This is a genomic window from Kribbella sp. NPDC051936 (genome assembly GCF_040680955.1).
Classification (GTDB): Bacteria; Actinomycetota; Actinomycetes; order Propionibacteriales; family Kribbellaceae; genus Kribbella.
In genome coordinates, this window is the sequence record NZ_JBFAXS010000005.1 from 633951 (window position 1) to 651048 (window position 17098).

Consider the following 17098-nt stretch of genomic DNA (forward strand, 5'->3'; position numbering starts at 1 on the left):
GTGCGAGCCGATCTATGTCCATAGAGCGCTGATTTATGTCCGATCGTCTTGATCGGTGCGCGTATCATGACAGGTATGGATGTACTCGCCGATGTCGTCGCCGCGATGCGGACCGGTCCGGCCACGTCCGGGCGCACCGACGTCCGGGGTCCGTGGGGGCTGCGCTTCGTGCACTCGTTCGGCGCGACGTTCCACCTGATCCTGCAAGGTACGGCGTGGTTGCTGCCGCCGGACGGCGACCCGATCCCGCTGGGGCCGGGCGACGCGGTGCTGCTGCCGCGGGGGGCCGAGCACGCGCTGGCCGACCACCCCGACTCGCCGCTGGTCGACTTCGACCCCTCGGTCGAGGAGCCGCAGCAGGGGCAGGGCGCGCGGTCGCTGCTGTTGTGCGGGACCTACCGGCTCGACCGCGAGCGCCCGCACCCGGTGCTGAGCAGACTGCCCGACGTGGTCGTCGTCCCGGCGAGCCCGGCACGCCACCGGTCGTTGCACACGGCAATCAGTATCCTCGGCGAGGAGCTCGACGCGCAGCGGCCCGGCGCGGCCGCGGTCGTGCCGGCGCTGGTCGACGCGTTGCTGGTGCTGATCCTGCGGGCCTGGTTCGAGAACAACGACTGCCCGACGGATCGCGGCTGGGCACGTGCGCTGACCGATCCGGCGGTCGTGCAGTCGCTGGAGCTGATCCACGAGCAGCCCGGTGCGGCGTGGACGGTGGCCGACCTGGCGTCCGGCGTCGGGTTGTCGCGGGCCGCGTTCGCCCGGCGGTTCACCGAAGCGGTCGGGGAGCCGCCGCTGACCTACCTGTCCCGCTGGCGGATGACGACCGCGGCGCGGTTGCTGCGCGACCACGACCGCCCGCTCGCCGCGGTGGCGAAGGAGATCGGCTACACGTCGGAGTTCGCGTTCGCGAAGGCGTTCAAGCGTGACTTCGGCGTACCCCCGGGGACCTATCGCAAGCAGCTCATTCCGGCCTGAGGGTCGCCACCAGTTCGCCGCGGCTGCGGACGCCGACCTTGGCGAAGGCCGACTTCAGGTGGTCCTGGATCGTGTGCGGCGAGATCGACAGCCGGTCGGCGATCGCGCCGGTGCCGTGCCCGGAGATGACCTCCAGGCAGATCTCCCGCTCCCGCGTGGTCAGGCCGTACGCCGCGAGCAGCATGCCGAGCAGGTGGTGACCGCTCGCCGGCTCGATCGTGACGACGACCTCGTCGGCGCTGTCACCGAGCAGCCGGCTGCCCTGCAGCAGGACCCATTCGCCGGCCGCGGTCTGCACCCGTGCCTGGAACGTCCCGGACGACGCTGCGCGCGTTCCGGTGACGACTGCCCGCAGCAGTACGCCGAAACGGCCCGGCGCGATCTCGTCCAGCTCGTCCTGCCAGGTGCGGGCAGCCGCGGTGATCGCCCGCGGCCGGCCCGCCGGGCCGGTGACGACGATCGACGGGCCGACCCCTCCGCGGTACCCGTGCGCGTCCGTGCGAACGGCAACCCGCGTCGCCGCGCCGATGACCGGCGCCACCGACCCCAGGAACTCCACCTCCCGGTCACTGAAGTCCGGGCCGCTGCGGACGAACCCGGCCGCGCCCCAGCAGTCCCCGTCGACGACGAACGTCGTCCGGACCTCGTGCTCGATCCCGAGAGGCCGCCACACCTCGTTCAGCCGCCGGTGCCCGACGACCTCGCGGTACGGCAGGTCCGACAGCCGGGCGACCTGGTGGGACGTGCGGGCCAGTTCGGCGAACGAGTTCGGCACCGTTCCGGCGTACTCCGTCTCCGCCAGGAGCGGTTCGTACTCCGGTGGGGTCCGGGCCGCGCCGCTGGTCATCGAGCTGATCACCAGCGTCCCCGGGTCGATCCCGGCCCAGCAGGTGAGCTCGCTGCCGACGACTTGTTCGACCACCTCGATCGCGGCAGCGTGCAGTTCGGCGACCCCCATCCCCGAGGTTGCGAGTGCCGCGATCTCCCGGCGCGCGGCCCGCGCCCGGCCCTCCCACATGCGCTCAGTATGCGCCGCCGTCCCGGTGCCGCCTATCCCTGAAATGTGGGGATTCCGGCGGCCCCGCGGAGCCCGTCCGCACGGGATACCACCGGCGGACGGCGCTCCCTACCGTCGCAGCCATGAACGAGACAGCCAGGAACGAGACAGTGCACCTCAGCAACGCGGGCAGCGGCGTCGAGTACGTCGCGCCGGACGCGACCGCGACCGTGAAGATCGGTGCCGAGCACACCGGTGGTCAGTACGAGCTGTTCGAGATCGACGCCCCGCGCGCCGACGCCTCGCCGCCGCACACCGAGTCGTGGAGCAAGGCGTTCTACGTCCTGCAGGGCCGAATCCTCGTGCAGGCAGGGGATCAGGGGTACGACCTCGGGCCCGGCGCCTCGATCAGCATCCCGGCCGGAACCGTGAACACGTTCTCGGTGCTCACGCCGTCGGCGAAGTTCCTGGCCATCAGCCAGACCGGCCGGATGGGCGCGTTCTTCGCGGACCTGGCCGGCGCGGATCCGGCCGACTACGCGGCGCTCGGCGAGATCACCAGCCGGCACGGCGTCGCGGTGTCGCTGTGAGGTCGCTGTGAGTACCGCCGCGCAGGTCCTGGCAATCGCGATCGCGGTGATGCTGGGATCGGTGTGGCTGATGGAGTCGTTCTTCTACCGCCACCCGCGGCTGTACCCGATGTTCCTGCTCGAGCGGCGGGATTTCGACGCGGTCCGGCTGTGGATCGTGAACCTCGGCTTCTACAACCTCACGACCGGCGTCGCGCTGGCGCTCGGCGTCGTCCTCGCCCGGACCGGGCACGTACCGCAGGGTGAGGCGCTGGTCGCGTTCACCGCCGGGCAGCACGTCTTCCTTGCGCTCGTGCTGCTCGCAACGGAGCGGCGACTCTGGTTGAACACCTTGCTCGAGGGCGTTCCGGCCGCCGTTCTGCTGTTGCTCGTCCTGCTGTAGGAAATTTACCAATTCTGCGCAATCATGGGCACGGAGCACCACGCACACTCAAGGTTCCCGAACGGTCACCAGGAGTTCGACCGGTTCGGGGGCCTACCGCCCTGAGTACCCGTGAAGGTGAGGCTCATGAGCCCAATCAGTCGCAGGACCCTAGTTCTCGGCGGACTCGCCGCGGCCGGGGCCGGCGCCCTCCCGGCTGCCGCCCAGTCATCCGTGATCACCGCCACCGCCGCCGTCCCGTATCCGTTCCAGCTCGGCATCGCGTCCGGCGAGCCGGACGCCACCAGCGTCGTGCTCTGGACCCGTCTGGCGCCGTCGCCGCTGAACGCCGACGGCCAGGGCGGGATGGCGAACGCCGACGTCGCCGTCGACTGGCAGGTGTCGACCACCGACACCTTCAGCACCCTGGTCGCATCCGGAACGGTCACGGCGCAGTACGCCTCCGCCCACTCGGTGCACGTCGTCGCCGGCGGCCTCAGCCCGGACGCCGACTACTACTACCGCTTCCGCGCCCAGGGCCATCTCTCACCGGTCGGCCGCACGCGGACCGCGCCGGCCGTGGGCACCAACGGACGTGACCTGGTGATGGCGTTCACCTCGTGCGCACACTACGAGGAGGGCTACTACACCGTCTACCGGCGGATGGCCGAGGAGAACCCGGGCCTCATCCTCTTCCTGGGCGACTACATCTACGAGTACGGCGCGACCACCGGCCGGCCCCGTCTGCACGCGGGCACGAGCGAGATCGTGTCGCTGGCGGACTACCGCCGCCGGTACGCGCAGTACAAGTCGGATCCCGACCTGCAGGCAGCGCATGCGGTCGCGCCGTGGATCGTCGTACCGGACGACCACGAGGTGGAGAACAACTACGCGAACATGGTGCGGGCGGACAGTACGCCCTCGCTCACCACGGCGCAGTGGACCGCGCGCCGGACGGCGGCGTACCAGGCGTACTACGAGAACATGCCGCTGCGGTCGGCACAGGCCAACAGCGGCAACTCGATCCCGTTGTACCGCCGGTTGCGCTGGGGGAGTCTCGCGACGTTCCACATGCTCGACACGCGGCAGTACCGCAACGACCAGGCCTGCGGCGACGGCTGGAAGGTGTGTTCCGACGCCGATCTCGCCACGCGCAGCCTGCCGGGCAACACCCAGGAGACCTGGCTGCTCGACGGTCTCAACCAGCACTACGGCACGTGGGACATCCTCGGACAGCAGGTGTTCTTCGCCCGCCGGTTCGACTCGGCCGGTGCCGGGAGCATGGACTCGTGGGACGGCTACCGCGCCTCCCGGGCCCGCATCCAGCAAGGCTGGATCGACCGCGGCACTCGCAACCCTGTAGTGCTGACCGGCGACGTCCACCGGGCTTGGGCCAGCGACCTGAAGGCCGACTACAGCAACGCGAGCTCGGCCGTCATCGGCGCCGAACTGGTGACCAGCTCGGTCACCTCGAGCGGTGACGGCGACGGATCCACCACGATTCCGAACCTGGCGGAGAACCCGTGGCTGAAGTTCTACCAGAACCGTCGCGGCTACATCCGGACGACGATCAGCCCGACGCAGCTGCGGGCCGACTTCCGTGCGGTCGCGAAGGTGTCGGAGCACGACGCCGCGGTCAGCACGGCGAAGTCGTTCGTCATCGAAGAAGGCCGGCCCGGATTGCAGGCGGTGTGACGATGAAGAGAACTCTGGCGATCACCGCACTGGCAGCCACCGCGCTGACCTTCACCGCGGCCACGGCCGCCGCGCACATTGCCGCGCCCACCTGGGTGACGGCGAACAGTGTGTCCACCGGCGACCAGGACGCCGCATCCGTCGCGATCAACCGGAACGGGTACGTCGCTGTGGCGTGGGAGGACGACCGCGACACGGACAACGCGACCGACCCCGTGCACAGCGAGATCTACCTCCGCCTGTTCCGAAACGGCACAGCTGTGTACGAGACGAAGCTGTCGGCCGGCGGCAGCAGCGGTGTGACGAACTGGCGGCACCTGCACCCGGACGTCGGCCTGGACGACAAGGGCAACGCTGTCGTCGTCTGGCAGGACGACCCGGACGGCAACGGGTACTACAACATCCCGTACCGCGTCGTGAACACTGCCGGCACCGTCACAGCCTCCGGCAACGCCAACAGCAGCGCCACCGGTCAGCAGATCAACCCACGCGTCGCTGTGGACCCGGACGGCGCGCCGTCCGGTGCTGCCGTCGCGTTCACCGTCGCCTGGGAAGACATCCAGACCGGTACGCCGGCCACTGTGAAGGCAGCCGGCTACACCGGTCCGACCACACGTGCCTGGGAGGTGACCGCCTCGCAGACGACCGGCCAGCACCACAACCCGGATGTGGCCGTATCGGCGTCCGGTGACGCGGTTGTCGTGTGGGACGAGGACGGCGACGCCAACGGCGACTACAACATCGGACTGATCCGGCTGGCGCGCACGAACGGCGCGGCCACGCTGTCGCGCCGGGTCGCCAACGTGAACACCACCGGCCAGCAGACCCATCCGGCCGCGGCGGCCAACTTCAACGGCGACTTCGCGGTCGCGTGGGAGTCGGCGGGCGTCTGGACGCGCCTGTTCAACAGCGCGGGCACGGCCAGGTACGGCGACGTACAAGTCGCGGCGGCAGGTGCCGGGCCGTCGATCGGTATCGATGACCAGGCGCAGACCGTGGTCGGCTGGACAGTCCCGGGTGCCGACCCCGACGTCTGGGTGCGCGGCTACGGGGCCGACGGGACCGACACAGGACGACTGTCGTCGCAGCGGCTGAGCTCGGTGCCGGAAGGTCGTCAGGAGCAGATGACAGTGGCGGTCTCGCCGTACGCCGAAGTTGCTGTGGCCTACACCGACGACCATGACAGCAACACCTACGACCAGGTCTACCTGGGCACGGGAATCTCCAACAACAGCTGGTGAATCAGTGCGTCGTGGGGGACACCGTGCTCAGCACGGTGTTCCCTGCGTCGACCACCTCGAGGTGGTCGATGTCGCCGAGCGGGATCGACGTACTGACCGGGACGTCTGCTTTGTAGCTGCCGTTCGCTGCCCACCAGCCGGCCTTCTCGACGGTCCCGTCGCGGCCGTGGACGACCAGCACGCAGTGCTCGTACGGCTTCAGATCGGTCAGCCGGAGCTGGATGTCTGTGCCCCAGCCCCGACTGGTCAGTTGGGCTGTCGTGTCGATTCCACCGACCCCGTCCGTCGCGGTCCAGGTCGCTGACGCCGGTGCGGTCAGCAGACCCCAGCTGAGGACACCAGTAGTGACCGCCGCCACCGACGCGGCGACAGGCGCCGCCCACCTACGTCGCGCACGCTTCTTGCTCAGCTGGAGCGGCGCAGGCTCCGGCTGATCCGCTTCGATGTCCTCGACCGGCACTGCGTGCAGCAGCCCCGGCAGATGCGCGAACTGCAGCAGGGTCTCGCGGCACGCCGTACACGACACGAGATGCTCCTCCACCGCACGACGCTCGGACGCCTCCAGTGCACCGAGCACGTAGGCGCCGATCGACATCGTCTCCGGGCAGGTCATGATCCGGTCACACCTCGTTCCTCCAGTGCTGCGCGCAGCGCGTGCAGTGCGTAGTAGCTGCGTGACTTCACCGTTCCCGGCGGTACGCCGAGGAGGGCGGCCGCCTCGTTGACGGTGCGCCGGCGGTAGAACAGCTCGACGATCACCTGCCGGTGGTCCGGGCTGAGCCCCCGCAGTACGTCGACCACCTGCCACACCTGCAGCACCCGGTCGATGTCGTCGCCGAGCGCCGGGAACTCGCGGTCGTCGAGCGGCACCTCCGTCACCCGGGCCCCCTGCCGGCGGCGCCCGGAGATCACCAGGTTGCGGGCGACCGTGAACAGCCAGCGCCCGGCCCGGTCCGGATCCAGGTCGGCCGCGTGCGTCCAGGCGCGCGTCATCGTCTCCTGCACGATGTCCTCGGCGTACTGCCGGTCGCCGACCGAGCGCAGGACGTATCCGAACAACGGCCGCCGGTACTTGTCGTACAGCGCGCGGATCACTGTGTCGTCATCCACACCCAAGGAGTACGCACGGCGGCGGTGGAAGGTTCAACTGAACCGTCACGCCGGATCCCGCGTATCTGCTGGGGGAGAGGAGATCCTGATGAAAACCACAATCTTGTTGCTAGGCGCAACGGTGGCGGCGCTGGCCGGGCTGACTGCCTGCGGCGGTTCCCAGCCGGCCGCGGGAGGCGGCGCGGCGCCGGCGGGCGCCGCGGTCTCGGTCAAGGACGTCAACGGCGTCGGGCAGACACTCGTCGACGCCTCCGGAAAGACGCTGTACTTCGCCGACCAGGAGGCCGGCGGCGCGCTCAAGTGCACGGGCAGCTGCCTGAGCTTCTGGATTCCCGCGACCGGGAACTCGCAGGCGGTGCAGGGCCTGGCTACGATCAAGCGGTCCGACACCGGTGCGGAGCAGCTCACGTTCCAGGGCAAGCCGCTCTACACCTTCAAGCTCGACACCGCCGCGGGCGAGGCCAAGGGCAACAACTTCTCCGACGCCTTCTCCGGCGTCGGTTTCACCTGGCACGCGGCCACCACGACGGCGGCCGCAGCCCCGACCAAGGCACCGTCGTCGTCGGGCGGCGGCTACGGCTACTGACGCGCGTAGACCGCGGTCAGCCGGCCGCGGGCGATGCTCTTGCCGTCGATCGCCTCCAGCGCCTCGCCGACGTCGGCGCCGTTGGGAAGACCGGTCGGCCCGGACAACGCGTAGACGGTGAAGCGGTAGTGGTGCGTGCCGCTCGGCGGGCAGGGCCCGTAGTACCCGGTCTTTCCGCCGGAGTTCTTCGCCTGCTTCACGCCCGGCGGCACGCCGCCCTCCGCGAGCGTGGCGGCGGTCGCCTCGAGATCGAGCACGACCCAGTGGGTGAACGTACCGCGCGGTGCGTCGGGGTCGTCGACGACCACGGCCAACGCCGCGGCGTTGGCCGGGATCTGTTTCCAGGTGAGCGGTGGAGCCACGCCCTCGCCGTCGCAGGTGTACTTGCGCGGGATCGTCTCACCGTCGCGGAACGCCGAACTGGTGACGGTGATGCTGTCCGGTGCGGTCACGGCCGGCTCCTTCCTCGACTGGTCGGCACCGCAGGCTGCCGCGCTCACCAGCACGGCAGCCCACAGCACCAGTCGCATACGTTCAACGTACTACCGGTTCACCGGCCCCCGGACGAAGACGACTGCGTCGCCGACGGCTCGCTCGCCGCCGCCGGTGCTGCTCGGGTGGTTGACGACGGTGCCGTCGCCGAGCGCCATCGCCGTCGAGCCGCCGCCGTCGAGGTTGATGGCGTCGTGCAGGCCGAGCGCGTTCGCGACCGCCGCGGTCTCGGCCATCGTGGTCCCGACGCTCGTGGTCTGCCGGCCGTCGATCGTGGCCAGGACGATCGTCCCGCCGCGCGTGGTCCCGGCGATCGTGCGCGGATTGCGGTCGAAGAAGCTGCCGGTGCCGTCCGGTACGACGATCTCGCCGTTCTTCGTGAGCTGGTAGCGGCCGGTCACGCCGTACAGTCCGCTGCGCAGCGCTACCTTGCGGCCGCTCTCGTCCGACACCGCCAGGTCCGTGCGCAGGCAGCCCTTCGCCAGCTGGAGCAGCGCGACGGTGTCCTGGCCGGTCGCCTGCAACGACGTCTGGCTCGGGCTGAGCGTCGTGCCGCGCGTGGTCGCCGTACGGACGACGCAGCCGCGGCGGTCGAGCACGACCTCGACGCCGGCGCCGGCCGGGGTCGCGGCGCCGAACTCCGGCGTGAACCGCACGACGTCACCCGGCACCGTGCACGCGGTCTGATCGGGCAGCGTGGCGCAGGCCGTCGGAACCACCGCCGGGTGATTGAGGAACTCGAGCGGGAGCTCGGCGCCGGTGGCGCGGTTGCGGACGGTGCCGGTCCAGCGCAGGTGGCCGGTCACGACTCTGTTGCTGTTGGCATCGATCACCAGATTGGCCTCGGTCGGGTCGGTGAGCGGCTCGCTGAGCAGTTTGCCGTCGAAGAGGCCGAGGCCGACCGGATCGCCCGGGTATTGCGGGTTCGCGGTGAACGTGAAGAACGACGCGTTCACGCCGGCCAGGGCGCCGGCCGACTTCACCAGGTCGGAGGTCTTCTCGACGCGGGCCAGGTCGGGCCCGTACGTCGCCTTCAGGTGACCGCGGGCCGTCCGCGGGTCGATGGTGAGCACGTTGACGACCCACGGGCCGCGCGGCGTCGTGTTGATCTGGTCGGCCGGCGCCGGGTCGGTACCGCGCACGATCCGGGTCAGCGTGACGCCGCGCGCCAGCGTCCGGTCGGTACGCGTCTCGGCCAGATCGGCGTCGCCGAGCGGCAAACCCTGCGTGGCCTGCTCTGCGGTGGGAGCCGCGGTGGCGGTGGGAGCGCCGACGGTCAGGGATCCGAACACCGCGGCCGCTGCCAGGGCGGTCGTGAAGACTCGAGCGGAAGTAGTCATACCCCATCCTCGAAGGATGCGGTGGAATCTTTCTAGACATCGCCCCGACTCGTAAGCATCTTCCAGGTGACGGTTCAGCGCCGCTCGACCAGCCGGATCACCGGCAACTCCCGATCGGTCTTCACCTGGTACTCGGCGAAGCGCGGCGCCGCCTCGACGATCCGCTCCCAGGCCGCGGCGCGCTCCGCTCCGTGCAACTGCTCCGCGCGGACCGCGACGGTCTGCCCGTCGACGTCGATCCGGACCTGATCTGGGTTGGCGGCGAGGTTGTAGTACCAGGCTGGATTGCCCGGGGCGCCGGCCGCGGAGGCGACGATCAACCGGCTGCCGTCGGCCGCCGGGAACCAGCCGACCGGGGTCATGCGCTCCGCACCCGTCTTCCGCCCGACGGTGTGCAGGACCAGAGCGTCGAAGCCCATGAACTTGCCGCCGCGGCGCCGGATCCGGCGGGCCAGCAGCGTGTTGATCCAGCGCAGCATGCGGCCTTTCGGCTGCCGGGCGCCGCGGGTCCCTGGCCGGGTGTCGAAACTCATCGGCTCGGCACCCCTTCCGGTGTGTGGACGGTGCGGGTCGTGACGACCTTCTCGTCGTGGGTGAAGGGGCGTCCGTCCAGGTTGAAACTCCAGGACACGGTCGGCGTGATCCGCAGGTACGCCGCGGTGCCGAACTGGCCGTCCCGCTCGACGAGCTCCGCCTCGCCGTAGATCCGCAGGTACCGGGGGATCCACGGGCGGGCCGACACCAGGTCGTCGACCACGAACGCGACCTTCGTGTTCCCGTCCCGGACGTTGCGGTACTTGCGGGTCCGGACCGGGTCGATCCCGCCGATGTAGAGGTGCGTGCCGTCGTACTCGAAGCCGACCGGGACGGCGTCCGGCTGGCCGTTGTCCGCGACAGTGGCGAGCCGGCCCAGGGGTTGCGACCGCAGATAGGCGGTCTCCGCTTCGCTGAAGGACATCGATCCTCCTCGATAGTTCATGGCATTTACTGTATGCGTCATTAACTATACATCCCATGTACCGTGGAGTGGTGAGTGAGACGGAGACGCCGCCGGACGCGGCTCGCGGGCGGCGCTTCGCCGGATTGGCGCAGGTGCACGGCGCGGACCTGGACCCTGCGGAGATGGATGCGGTGACTGGGCTCGTGCAGGTGACCGGTCTGGTGCAGGGCCTCTACGGCGGCATCTCCGAGCGCCACGACCTGACACCGCAGCAGGCGAGGCTGCTGTGCGTCCTGCTGGACGGCCCCAAGGGGATGGCCGAGCTCGCGCAGTGCTTCGGCGTCGAGAAGGCGGCGCTGACCGGCCTGATGGACCGCGCCGAGAAGCGCGGCCTGGCCGAACGGTCGCCCGTTCCTGGTGACCGGCGGGCCGTGCGGGTGACCCTCACCGAGCCTGGCCGCCGCGCTGCCACCGCGTTCCATGCGGAGGTCGGCAAGGCCCTCGATGACCTGGTCGGGCAGCTCAGTGCAGCCGACCGGGAACACTTCCGGGCAGTCCTCGCCGGGATCGTCGCGAGGTGCCGCACGTCACCGTCCAGCTCCTGAGCATCCGGGTTCGACGGACAGCGCTTACCTCTACCATCGACAGCGTGTCCAGCCCGCTGAGTACCTGAGATGTCCGCCGTCGTCGGTGCCTTCGGCGCATTGGTCGCGGTGGCCGTGCTCGGGTACGTCGTCGGCGTCCTCGGCGTACTGCGCTCACAGGACGAGCTCGTCCTGTCCCGGCTGGCGTTCTTCGTCGCGACGCCGGCGCTGCTGTTCACGACCGTCGCGCGGGCCGACCTGCAGGCGATCTTCTCGGTCGTCCTCGTCACCAACCTGATCAGCCTGTTCGTGGTGCAGGTGGTGTTCCTGCTGATCGCGGCGGTGATCTGGCGGCGGAGCAGGTCCCAGGCGACGATCGGTGTGCTCGCGTCGTCGTACGTGAACGCGGGCAACCTCGGCGTACCGGTGGCGGCGTACGTGCTCGGCGACGGTGCGTTGGTCGCACCCATCGTGTTGTTCCAGGTGCTGGTGATGGCGCCGGTCGCGTTCGCCGTACTGGACGGTGACCGGCAGGGGACCGGGCGGCGCGTGTCGCTGCGGACCGTCGTCACGCGACCGCTGCGCAATCCGCTGACCGTGGCGTCACTGCTCGGGCTGCTGGTGTCGCTGCTCGGGGTGCGGTTGCCGGAGCTGGTGATGCGCCCGATCGACCTGATCGCCGCGGCGGCGGTACCGGTCGCGCTGATTGCCTACGGGCTGAGCCTCAGCGCCGGGACGAAGGACTCGATCACCTTGCGGCGTGACGTCGTACTTGCCGTCGGGCTGAAGACGTTCGCACAGCCGCTGGTCGCCTACGCGGTTGCACACTGGGTCCTCGACCTGCACGGCCCCGCCCTACTAGCCCCGACCCTGCTGGCCGCCCTCCCCACGGCCCAGAACGTCTATGTCTACGCCGTCCACTACCGAGCCAGCCGAACCCTCGCCCGCAGCGCAGTCCTCCTCAGCACCCTGCTCTCCATCCCCGTCATGATCCTCATCGCCGGCCTCCTCACCTGACCTGGCTGACTGGCTCAGCGCCAGGCGGACAGGAGTTGCTCAGGACCGACCGCTTGGACGCCCTCGACCGCAACCCCCGCGCGGGCGACCGCGATCAGCGGGGTCGCCTCGTTCGCGCCCGGGAGCTGAGATCGGTGGACATGCAGCCGGCTCAGGTCGTGTGCGTCGAAGGACTTGCGCTCCAGCCATTTGATCGAGCCGACGGCGGTGATGTGCTTGGCGACCGGGCCGCGATCCGCAGCGACCAGATCGATCTCGGGATCGTTGGTTCTCGTCCAGTAGCCGCCGATCGCGCCGGTGCCGTGGGGGAGCCCCTCGGCCGGCAGGCGGAACAAGGACTCGCGCACCACGGGTTCGATGGCTCGGCCGCGCCATGACGGCCAGGACTCACGGATGCGTGCCAGCGTGAGGTCGCCGCGCCCGCGCTCGACCTCGGTGAGGTGCGGGCCCAGGAAGGCCAGCCAGAAACGAAGGTGTGGATCGGCGACGTAGTACCGCGTCTCCTTCGACGGGCGGGTGGACAGCGGCGTTACCGCCTCGACCACCCGCTTGGCGGTCAGGAGGTGCAGTGCGCGATTGAGGCTGGTGGCGGGCAGGCCGCCGGCGGCCCGGCCGATCATCGTGTGGGTCCGTTCGCCGGATCCGATGGCCGAGAGCACCAGCCTGGCGTGGGCGTCCGCGGGGAACTCGGCGGCGAGCGAGCGTTCGCCGCTGACGATCAGCGCTGTTGTCGGATCGGCGAGTGCCGATCCGAGGTAGTCGAAGATTCCGGCGTTCGCCGGCCAGTCCTCGAGGATCAGTGGGAGACCACCGGAGATGAGGTACGCGTCGAACGCCTCGGCCGGCTCCAGCCGCAGCATGTCCGCGACGTCGGCCGGGCTCAGCGGGGGCACGACCATCTCCGTCCCCCGCTGATGGAACGGCCGGTCGTAGTCGTTCAGGCGCTCCATCATGGCGAGGTCCGACCCCACGCACAGCAACAGCACCGGTTTGCGGGACAGTTCACGGTCGTAGAGCTTCTGCAGCGTGCCTTCGAAGCCTGGGTCGTTCGCGATGAGGTACGGCATTTCGTCCAGGACGACGACGCTGGGCTGGTCTGCGGGCAATGCGGCCGCCAGCAGCCGCAGAGCCGCGTCCCAGTCGTGCGGCGTCTGTCCGGCGAACAGTTTGGCCTGCGGGAGTGTTGAGCCGGCTCCTGCCTCGACGAACAGTCGGACGTCTGTGGTGGCGTTCGACTGGGCGGACGCTGTGAAGAACAGGCTGGGGAGCCCGGAACGCTCGATGAACTCCTCGACGAGCCGCGACTTGCCGACCCGGCGGCGCCCACGCATGAGCACAGCCTTGCCCGGACGTCCTGTCCGACCGCGGTCCTCGACCCGACGCAGCAGCCTGTTGAGCGTTTCGAGTTCCGGGATCCGGCCGTAGAAGTGATCCATGTGCACCGTCCCTCAGAGACCCACACATGATACAACCAAAAATGAACGTACCAAACTTGGTTGTCTTTGTTACCGCATGGCTTTGAAGGCTTCTTCGGCGACGGGTTCTACCTGGTCGACTGTGACGCCTTCGTTGGCGACCTGGGCGATGACGGTGAGGCTGTTGGAGCCGCGGTAGCACTGGGTGAGGAGGTTGCCGACCGCGTCGATACAGGTGGAATGGCCGATCTTCTTGATGTTGTCCGGACTCGCACCGGAGTCCGCGACCACCTTGTCGACGTCGACCCGGCCGCGCAACGCGATCACGACGTAGAACCGGTCACCTTCGAGGCTGCCGTACGCCTCGACCATCACCTTCTTGCCGTCGTTGATCTGACTCAGCCGGTCCCGGATCTGGTCGAGCTGTGCCTCCGTGCGGATCTTCGGATCGGTGATCCGGTCCAGCCCCGCGACTTTCGCCGGCGGGGTGATGGCACGCTCGGCGTTCAGCCTGCTCAAAGGCCCGAGACCCCACACGTACCCGAGCAGAGCCAGCACCCCCAACACCACAACAGCCCCACCGACCGTCACCCAGGGCCCACGAACCTTGAACCGTCGCAGCCCTTTCTTCCCCGCCTGCCCGTCCGCAGCTTTCTCCTCATCTGCAGCGCTCTTCCCAGCCGCCGGCCCGTCAGCTTCCGCAGTCACGGTCGCCACCCCGCCACTACCCACCTGCTCACGCGAGCCCGCGTCCGCGGCGCCGGCGCCCGTCCCCATCCCGCCAGCACCAACCGCCGTACCTGCGCCCGCCGTGCCCGTGCCCGCCGTACCTGCGCCCGAGCCAGGATCCGGCGTCGGGGGATCGGACGGCTCGGGGGAGGCGGGGGCTGTGGCCGGGACTGCGGGGAGTTCGGCGGTGTCGGCGGCGGTGTCGGTCGGGCCGTCAGATGGGGCCGCGGCGGGGGTGCTGGGCGGGGTGGTGGGCTGGTCCTTTGGATGCGCCGGGTTGGTGGGGTCGCTCATCGGTTGGCTCCTCGGACGGTCGGGTCACGGGGTGCAGCTTTTGGCTCGCCCCGATGGTTCCACATGATGACAAACCGATCTCACAGGGTGAGGATTCACCCGGAACGCGCGAGTGCCCGCCTCCCCGGGCCGGGGCGGCGGGCATTCGGCGAACCCGGTCAGAGTGTCGCGACGACCTTGACCGCATCGGAGTCATCCGCGTTCCAGACGATTTCGCCGGTGATCCGGCCGGCGGCGCGCAGGTCGGGCTCGGCCCGCTCGGCCAGCGACAGTCGCGCGGCGGGACCGGTGACCTCGACCTTGGAGACCTCGGTCTTCATCGAGACCTGCGCCTCGGACTTCGCACCCCGGATCCCCGCGAGCACCTCGGAGACCGCGTCCAGCACCTCGGGCTCCTGCGCTGCGACCGCGACGTCACCGTCCGGCGTCGGCCAGGACGCCACGTGGATCGAACCCTCCTGCCACCACGACCAGACCTCCTCGGTCGCGAACGGCAGGTACGGCGCGAGCAGCCGGAGCTGGACCGACAACGCGACCGCCAGCGCTGCCTTCGCGGAGGCGGCCGGCGCCTCGCCTTGACCGCCGTATGCCCGCTCCTTGACGAGCTCGACGTAGTCGTCGCAGAAGGTCCAGAAGAATCGCTCGCTGATCTCCAGCGCGCCGGTGTAGTCGTACCGCTCGAAGGCCGCGGTGGCGTCGGCGACGACCGCGCGCAGCCGCTGCAGCATCGCGAGGTCGACCGGCTCGGTGACCGCGGACGTGTCGACCGTGGTCGCCCCGAACCCGAGGACGAACTTCGACGCGTTCAGGACCTTGATCGCGAGCCGGCGCCCGACCTTCATCTGCGACTCGTCGAACGGCGAGTCCAGGCCTGGCCGCGCCATCGCCGCCCGCCAGCGGACCGCGTCGGAGCCGAACTTCTCCAGGATCTCCGACGGGACGATCGCGTTGCCCTTGGACTTCGACATCTTCTTGCGGTCCGGGTCGACGACGAACCCGGAGATCATCGACCGCGCCCACGGCAGTGAGCCGTTCTCGAAGTGCGCGCGGACGACGCGGGAGAACAGCCAGGTGCGGATGATCTCGTGTGCGTGCGTGTTCAGGTCCATCGGGAAGGTTCGGCGGAACAGGTCCTCGTCCCGCTCCCAGCCGCACGCGATGTGCGGGGTCAGCGACGACGTCGCCCAGGTGTCCATCACGTCGGGGTCGGCCTCGAACCCGCCCGGCTTGCCGCGCTGCGCCTCGTCGTACCCACGGGGAGCCTGCGAGGTCGGGTCGATCGGCAGCTCGGCCTCGGACGGCATCAACGGGTGGTCGTAGTCGACCTCGCCGTCGGCGTCGATCGGATACCAGACCGGGAACGGGACGCCGAAGAAGCGCTGGCGGGAGATCAGCCAGTCACCGTTCAGCCCCTCGACCCAGTTCAGGTAGCGGTGCCGCATGTGCTCCGGGACCCAGGCCAGCTCGTTGCCGCGCTCGATGAACTCCTGCTTGAGGCCCGCGTCGCGGCCGCCGTTGGTGATGTACCACTGCCGGGTGGAGACGATCTCGAGCGGCTTGTCGCCCTTCTCGTAGAAGTTCGCCATCCGCTCGGTCTTCTTCGGCTCCCCGTCCAGGTCGCCGCTGTCGCGCAGCTTCTGGACGATCAGCTCGCGCGCGCTGAAGACGGTCTTGCCGGCGAGCTCGCCGTACAACTCGGAGCCCTCGAGCCACGCCGGGGTGTCGCGCAGCAGCCGGCCGTCGCGGCCGATGACCGTGCGGACCGGGAGCTGCAGCTCACGCCACCACTGGATGTCGGTCTGGTCGCCGAACGTGCAGCACATCGCGATGCCGGCGCCCTTGTCCATCTCGGCGGCCTCGTGCGCCAGGACCGGGACCTCGACACCGAACAGCGGCGACGTCACCGTCGTCCCGAACAGGTGCTTGTAGCGCTCGTCGTCCGGGTGTGCGATCAGCGCGACACAGGCCGGGATCAGCTCCGGCCGCGTGGTCTCGATGTAGATCGGGCCGTCGGCGCCGTGGAACGAGATCCGGTGGTAGGCGCCCGGATACGGCCGGGCCTCGAGCTCGGCCTGCGCGACCGCGGTCTGGAACGTGACGTCCCACATCGTCGGCGCCTCGGACAGGTAGGCCTCGCCGCGGGCGAAGTTGCGCAGGAACGCGCGCTGCGACGTCCGCCGGGAGTCCTCGGAGATCGTGGTGTAGAGGTGCTCCCAGTCGACGCTCAGGCCGACCCGGCGCCACATCGCCTCGAAGGCCTGCTCGTCGATGTGGGTGAGCTCACCGCACAGCTCGACGAAGTTCTGCCGGGAGATCGGGAGCTGCTTCTTCGGGTCCGGCTTCTCCGGCGGCGTGAAGTCCGCGTCGTAGGGCAGCGACGGGTCGCACTTGACGCCGTAGTAGTTCTGAACGCGGCGCTCGGTCGGCAGGCCGTTGTCGTCCCAGCCGATCGGGTAGAAGACCTTCTTGCCGCGCATCCGCTGGAAGCGGGCGACCAGGTCGGTGTGGGTGTAGCTGAAGATGTGCCCGACGTGCAGCGACCCGGAGACCGTCGGTGGCGGGGTGTCGATGGAATACACATCGGCACGCTCGGCGCTGCGGTCGAAGGCGTAGGTCTGCTGCTCCTTCCATACGGCAGCCCACTTCTCCTCGAGGCCGTCGAGGCTGGGCTTGTCTGGAACGCGGGACGTCTGGCTCATGCGCACAATGTTAGTGGTTGTCAAGGGGTGCTT

Annotated in this window: 18 protein-coding genes; 8 read left to right on the plus strand and 10 right to left on the minus strand. The window is 69.6% G+C overall.

Annotated features, from left to right (window positions below):
- The first annotated feature begins 75 nt into the window (after positions 1–75).
- Complete coding sequence (locus tag AB0L64_RS20720) at positions 76–975, plus strand: AraC family transcriptional regulator (RefSeq protein WP_363712249.1); 900 nt, start codon at positions 76–78, stop codon at positions 973–975.
- On the opposite strand, the gene AB0L64_RS20725 is transcribed toward AB0L64_RS20720, so the two are convergent.
- Entirely contained in the window at positions 962–1993 is a 1032-nt protein-coding gene (locus AB0L64_RS20725) for a helix-turn-helix transcriptional regulator (protein WP_363712251.1), read from the minus strand. The two genes, AB0L64_RS20720 and AB0L64_RS20725, sit on opposite strands and share 14 nt — an antisense overlap.
- 122 nt (positions 1994–2115) lie before the next feature.
- Between AB0L64_RS20725 and AB0L64_RS20730 the strand changes: the two genes are divergently transcribed.
- From AB0L64_RS20730 to AB0L64_RS20745, 4 genes are all read left to right on the plus strand, one after another.
- Positions 2116–2562 carry a cupin domain-containing protein gene (locus AB0L64_RS20730; RefSeq protein ID WP_363712253.1) on the plus strand — a complete coding sequence of 149 codons (447 nt, stop codon included), beginning with the start codon at positions 2116–2118 and terminating at the stop codon, positions 2560–2562.
- Positions 2563–2569: 7 nt separating this feature from the next.
- Positions 2570–2944, plus strand: coding sequence for a DUF1304 family protein (locus AB0L64_RS20735; protein ID WP_363712254.1), 375 nt, complete (start codon positions 2570–2572; stop codon positions 2942–2944).
- Between the two features lie 126 nt (positions 2945–3070).
- Positions 3071–4618, plus strand: coding sequence for an alkaline phosphatase D family protein (locus AB0L64_RS20740; RefSeq protein ID WP_363712256.1), 1548 nt, complete (start codon positions 3071–3073; stop codon positions 4616–4618).
- Between the two features lie 2 nt (positions 4619–4620).
- Positions 4621–5859, plus strand: coding sequence for a hypothetical protein (locus AB0L64_RS20745; RefSeq protein ID WP_363712258.1), 1239 nt, complete (start codon positions 4621–4623; stop codon positions 5857–5859).
- 1 nt (position 5860) lies between these two features.
- Here the strand turns inward: AB0L64_RS20745 and AB0L64_RS20750 are convergent, their stop codons facing one another.
- Both AB0L64_RS20750 and AB0L64_RS20755 read right to left on the minus strand, forming a co-directional pair.
- Positions 5861–6472: a zf-HC2 domain-containing protein gene (locus AB0L64_RS20750; protein WP_359937939.1), complete on the minus strand. Its 612-nt coding sequence runs from the start codon at positions 6470–6472 to the stop codon at positions 5861–5863.
- On the minus strand, positions 6469–6969 hold the full coding sequence (locus AB0L64_RS20755) for a sigma-70 family RNA polymerase sigma factor (protein ID WP_363712261.1): 501 nt from the start codon (positions 6967–6969) through the stop codon (positions 6469–6471). Before AB0L64_RS20755 ends, AB0L64_RS20750 begins: the two co-directional genes overlap by 4 nt.
- Before the next feature lie 88 nt (positions 6970–7057).
- Between AB0L64_RS20755 and AB0L64_RS20760 the strand changes: the two genes are divergently transcribed.
- The gene (locus tag AB0L64_RS20760; protein ID WP_363712263.1) at positions 7058–7555 is read left to right on the plus strand and encodes a hypothetical protein; all 498 of its coding nucleotides are present in this window, start codon (positions 7058–7060) and stop codon (positions 7553–7555) included.
- On the opposite strand, the gene AB0L64_RS20765 is transcribed toward AB0L64_RS20760, so the two are convergent.
- The 4 genes from AB0L64_RS20765 to AB0L64_RS20780 form a co-directional block, all read right to left on the minus strand.
- Positions 7549–8085: a YbhB/YbcL family Raf kinase inhibitor-like protein gene (locus tag AB0L64_RS20765; protein ID WP_363712265.1), complete on the minus strand. Its 537-nt coding sequence runs from the start codon at positions 8083–8085 to the stop codon at positions 7549–7551. The two genes, AB0L64_RS20760 and AB0L64_RS20765, sit on opposite strands and share 7 nt — an antisense overlap.
- 12 nt (positions 8086–8097) lie before the next feature.
- Positions 8098–9387 (minus strand): phosphodiester glycosidase family protein, encoded by a 1290-nt coding sequence (locus tag AB0L64_RS20770; RefSeq protein ID WP_363712267.1) that lies wholly within the window; start codon positions 9385–9387, stop codon positions 8098–8100.
- A 74-nt stretch (positions 9388–9461) separates the two neighbouring features.
- The gene (locus AB0L64_RS20775; RefSeq protein WP_363712269.1) at positions 9462–9920 is read right to left on the minus strand and encodes a nitroreductase/quinone reductase family protein; all 459 of its coding nucleotides are present in this window, start codon (positions 9918–9920) and stop codon (positions 9462–9464) included.
- Positions 9917–10345 carry a PPOX class F420-dependent oxidoreductase gene (locus AB0L64_RS20780; RefSeq protein WP_363712271.1) on the minus strand — a complete coding sequence of 143 codons (429 nt, stop codon included), beginning with the start codon at positions 10343–10345 and terminating at the stop codon, positions 9917–9919. The genes AB0L64_RS20775 and AB0L64_RS20780 overlap by 4 nt, the downstream gene beginning before the upstream one ends.
- A gap of 71 nt (positions 10346–10416) precedes the next feature.
- Between AB0L64_RS20780 and AB0L64_RS20785 the strand changes: the two genes are divergently transcribed.
- A complete protein-coding gene (locus tag AB0L64_RS20785; protein ID WP_363712273.1) occupies positions 10417–10932 on the plus strand; it encodes a MarR family transcriptional regulator in 516 nt (171 codons plus the stop codon).
- Positions 10933–11001: 69 nt separating this feature from the next.
- Positions 11002–11928 carry an AEC family transporter gene (locus AB0L64_RS20790; protein ID WP_363712275.1) on the plus strand — a complete coding sequence of 309 codons (927 nt, stop codon included), beginning with the start codon at positions 11002–11004 and terminating at the stop codon, positions 11926–11928.
- 14 nt (positions 11929–11942) lie between these two features.
- Here the strand turns inward: AB0L64_RS20790 and AB0L64_RS20795 are convergent, their stop codons facing one another.
- The 3 genes from AB0L64_RS20795 to valS all read right to left on the minus strand — a co-directional run bounded on the left by AB0L64_RS20795 (position 11943) and on the right by valS (position 17065).
- Positions 11943–13364: a DUF234 domain-containing protein gene (locus AB0L64_RS20795; RefSeq protein ID WP_363712277.1), complete on the minus strand. Its 1422-nt coding sequence runs from the start codon at positions 13362–13364 to the stop codon at positions 11943–11945.
- 69 nt (positions 13365–13433) lie between these two features.
- Positions 13434–14366 (minus strand): hypothetical protein, encoded by a 933-nt coding sequence (locus tag AB0L64_RS20800; RefSeq protein ID WP_363712279.1) that lies wholly within the window; start codon positions 14364–14366, stop codon positions 13434–13436.
- A gap of 158 nt (positions 14367–14524) precedes the next feature.
- Entirely contained in the window at positions 14525–17065 is a 2541-nt protein-coding gene (gene valS / locus AB0L64_RS20805; protein ID WP_363712281.1) for a valine--tRNA ligase, read from the minus strand.
- Between the last annotated feature and the right edge of the window lie 33 nt (positions 17066–17098).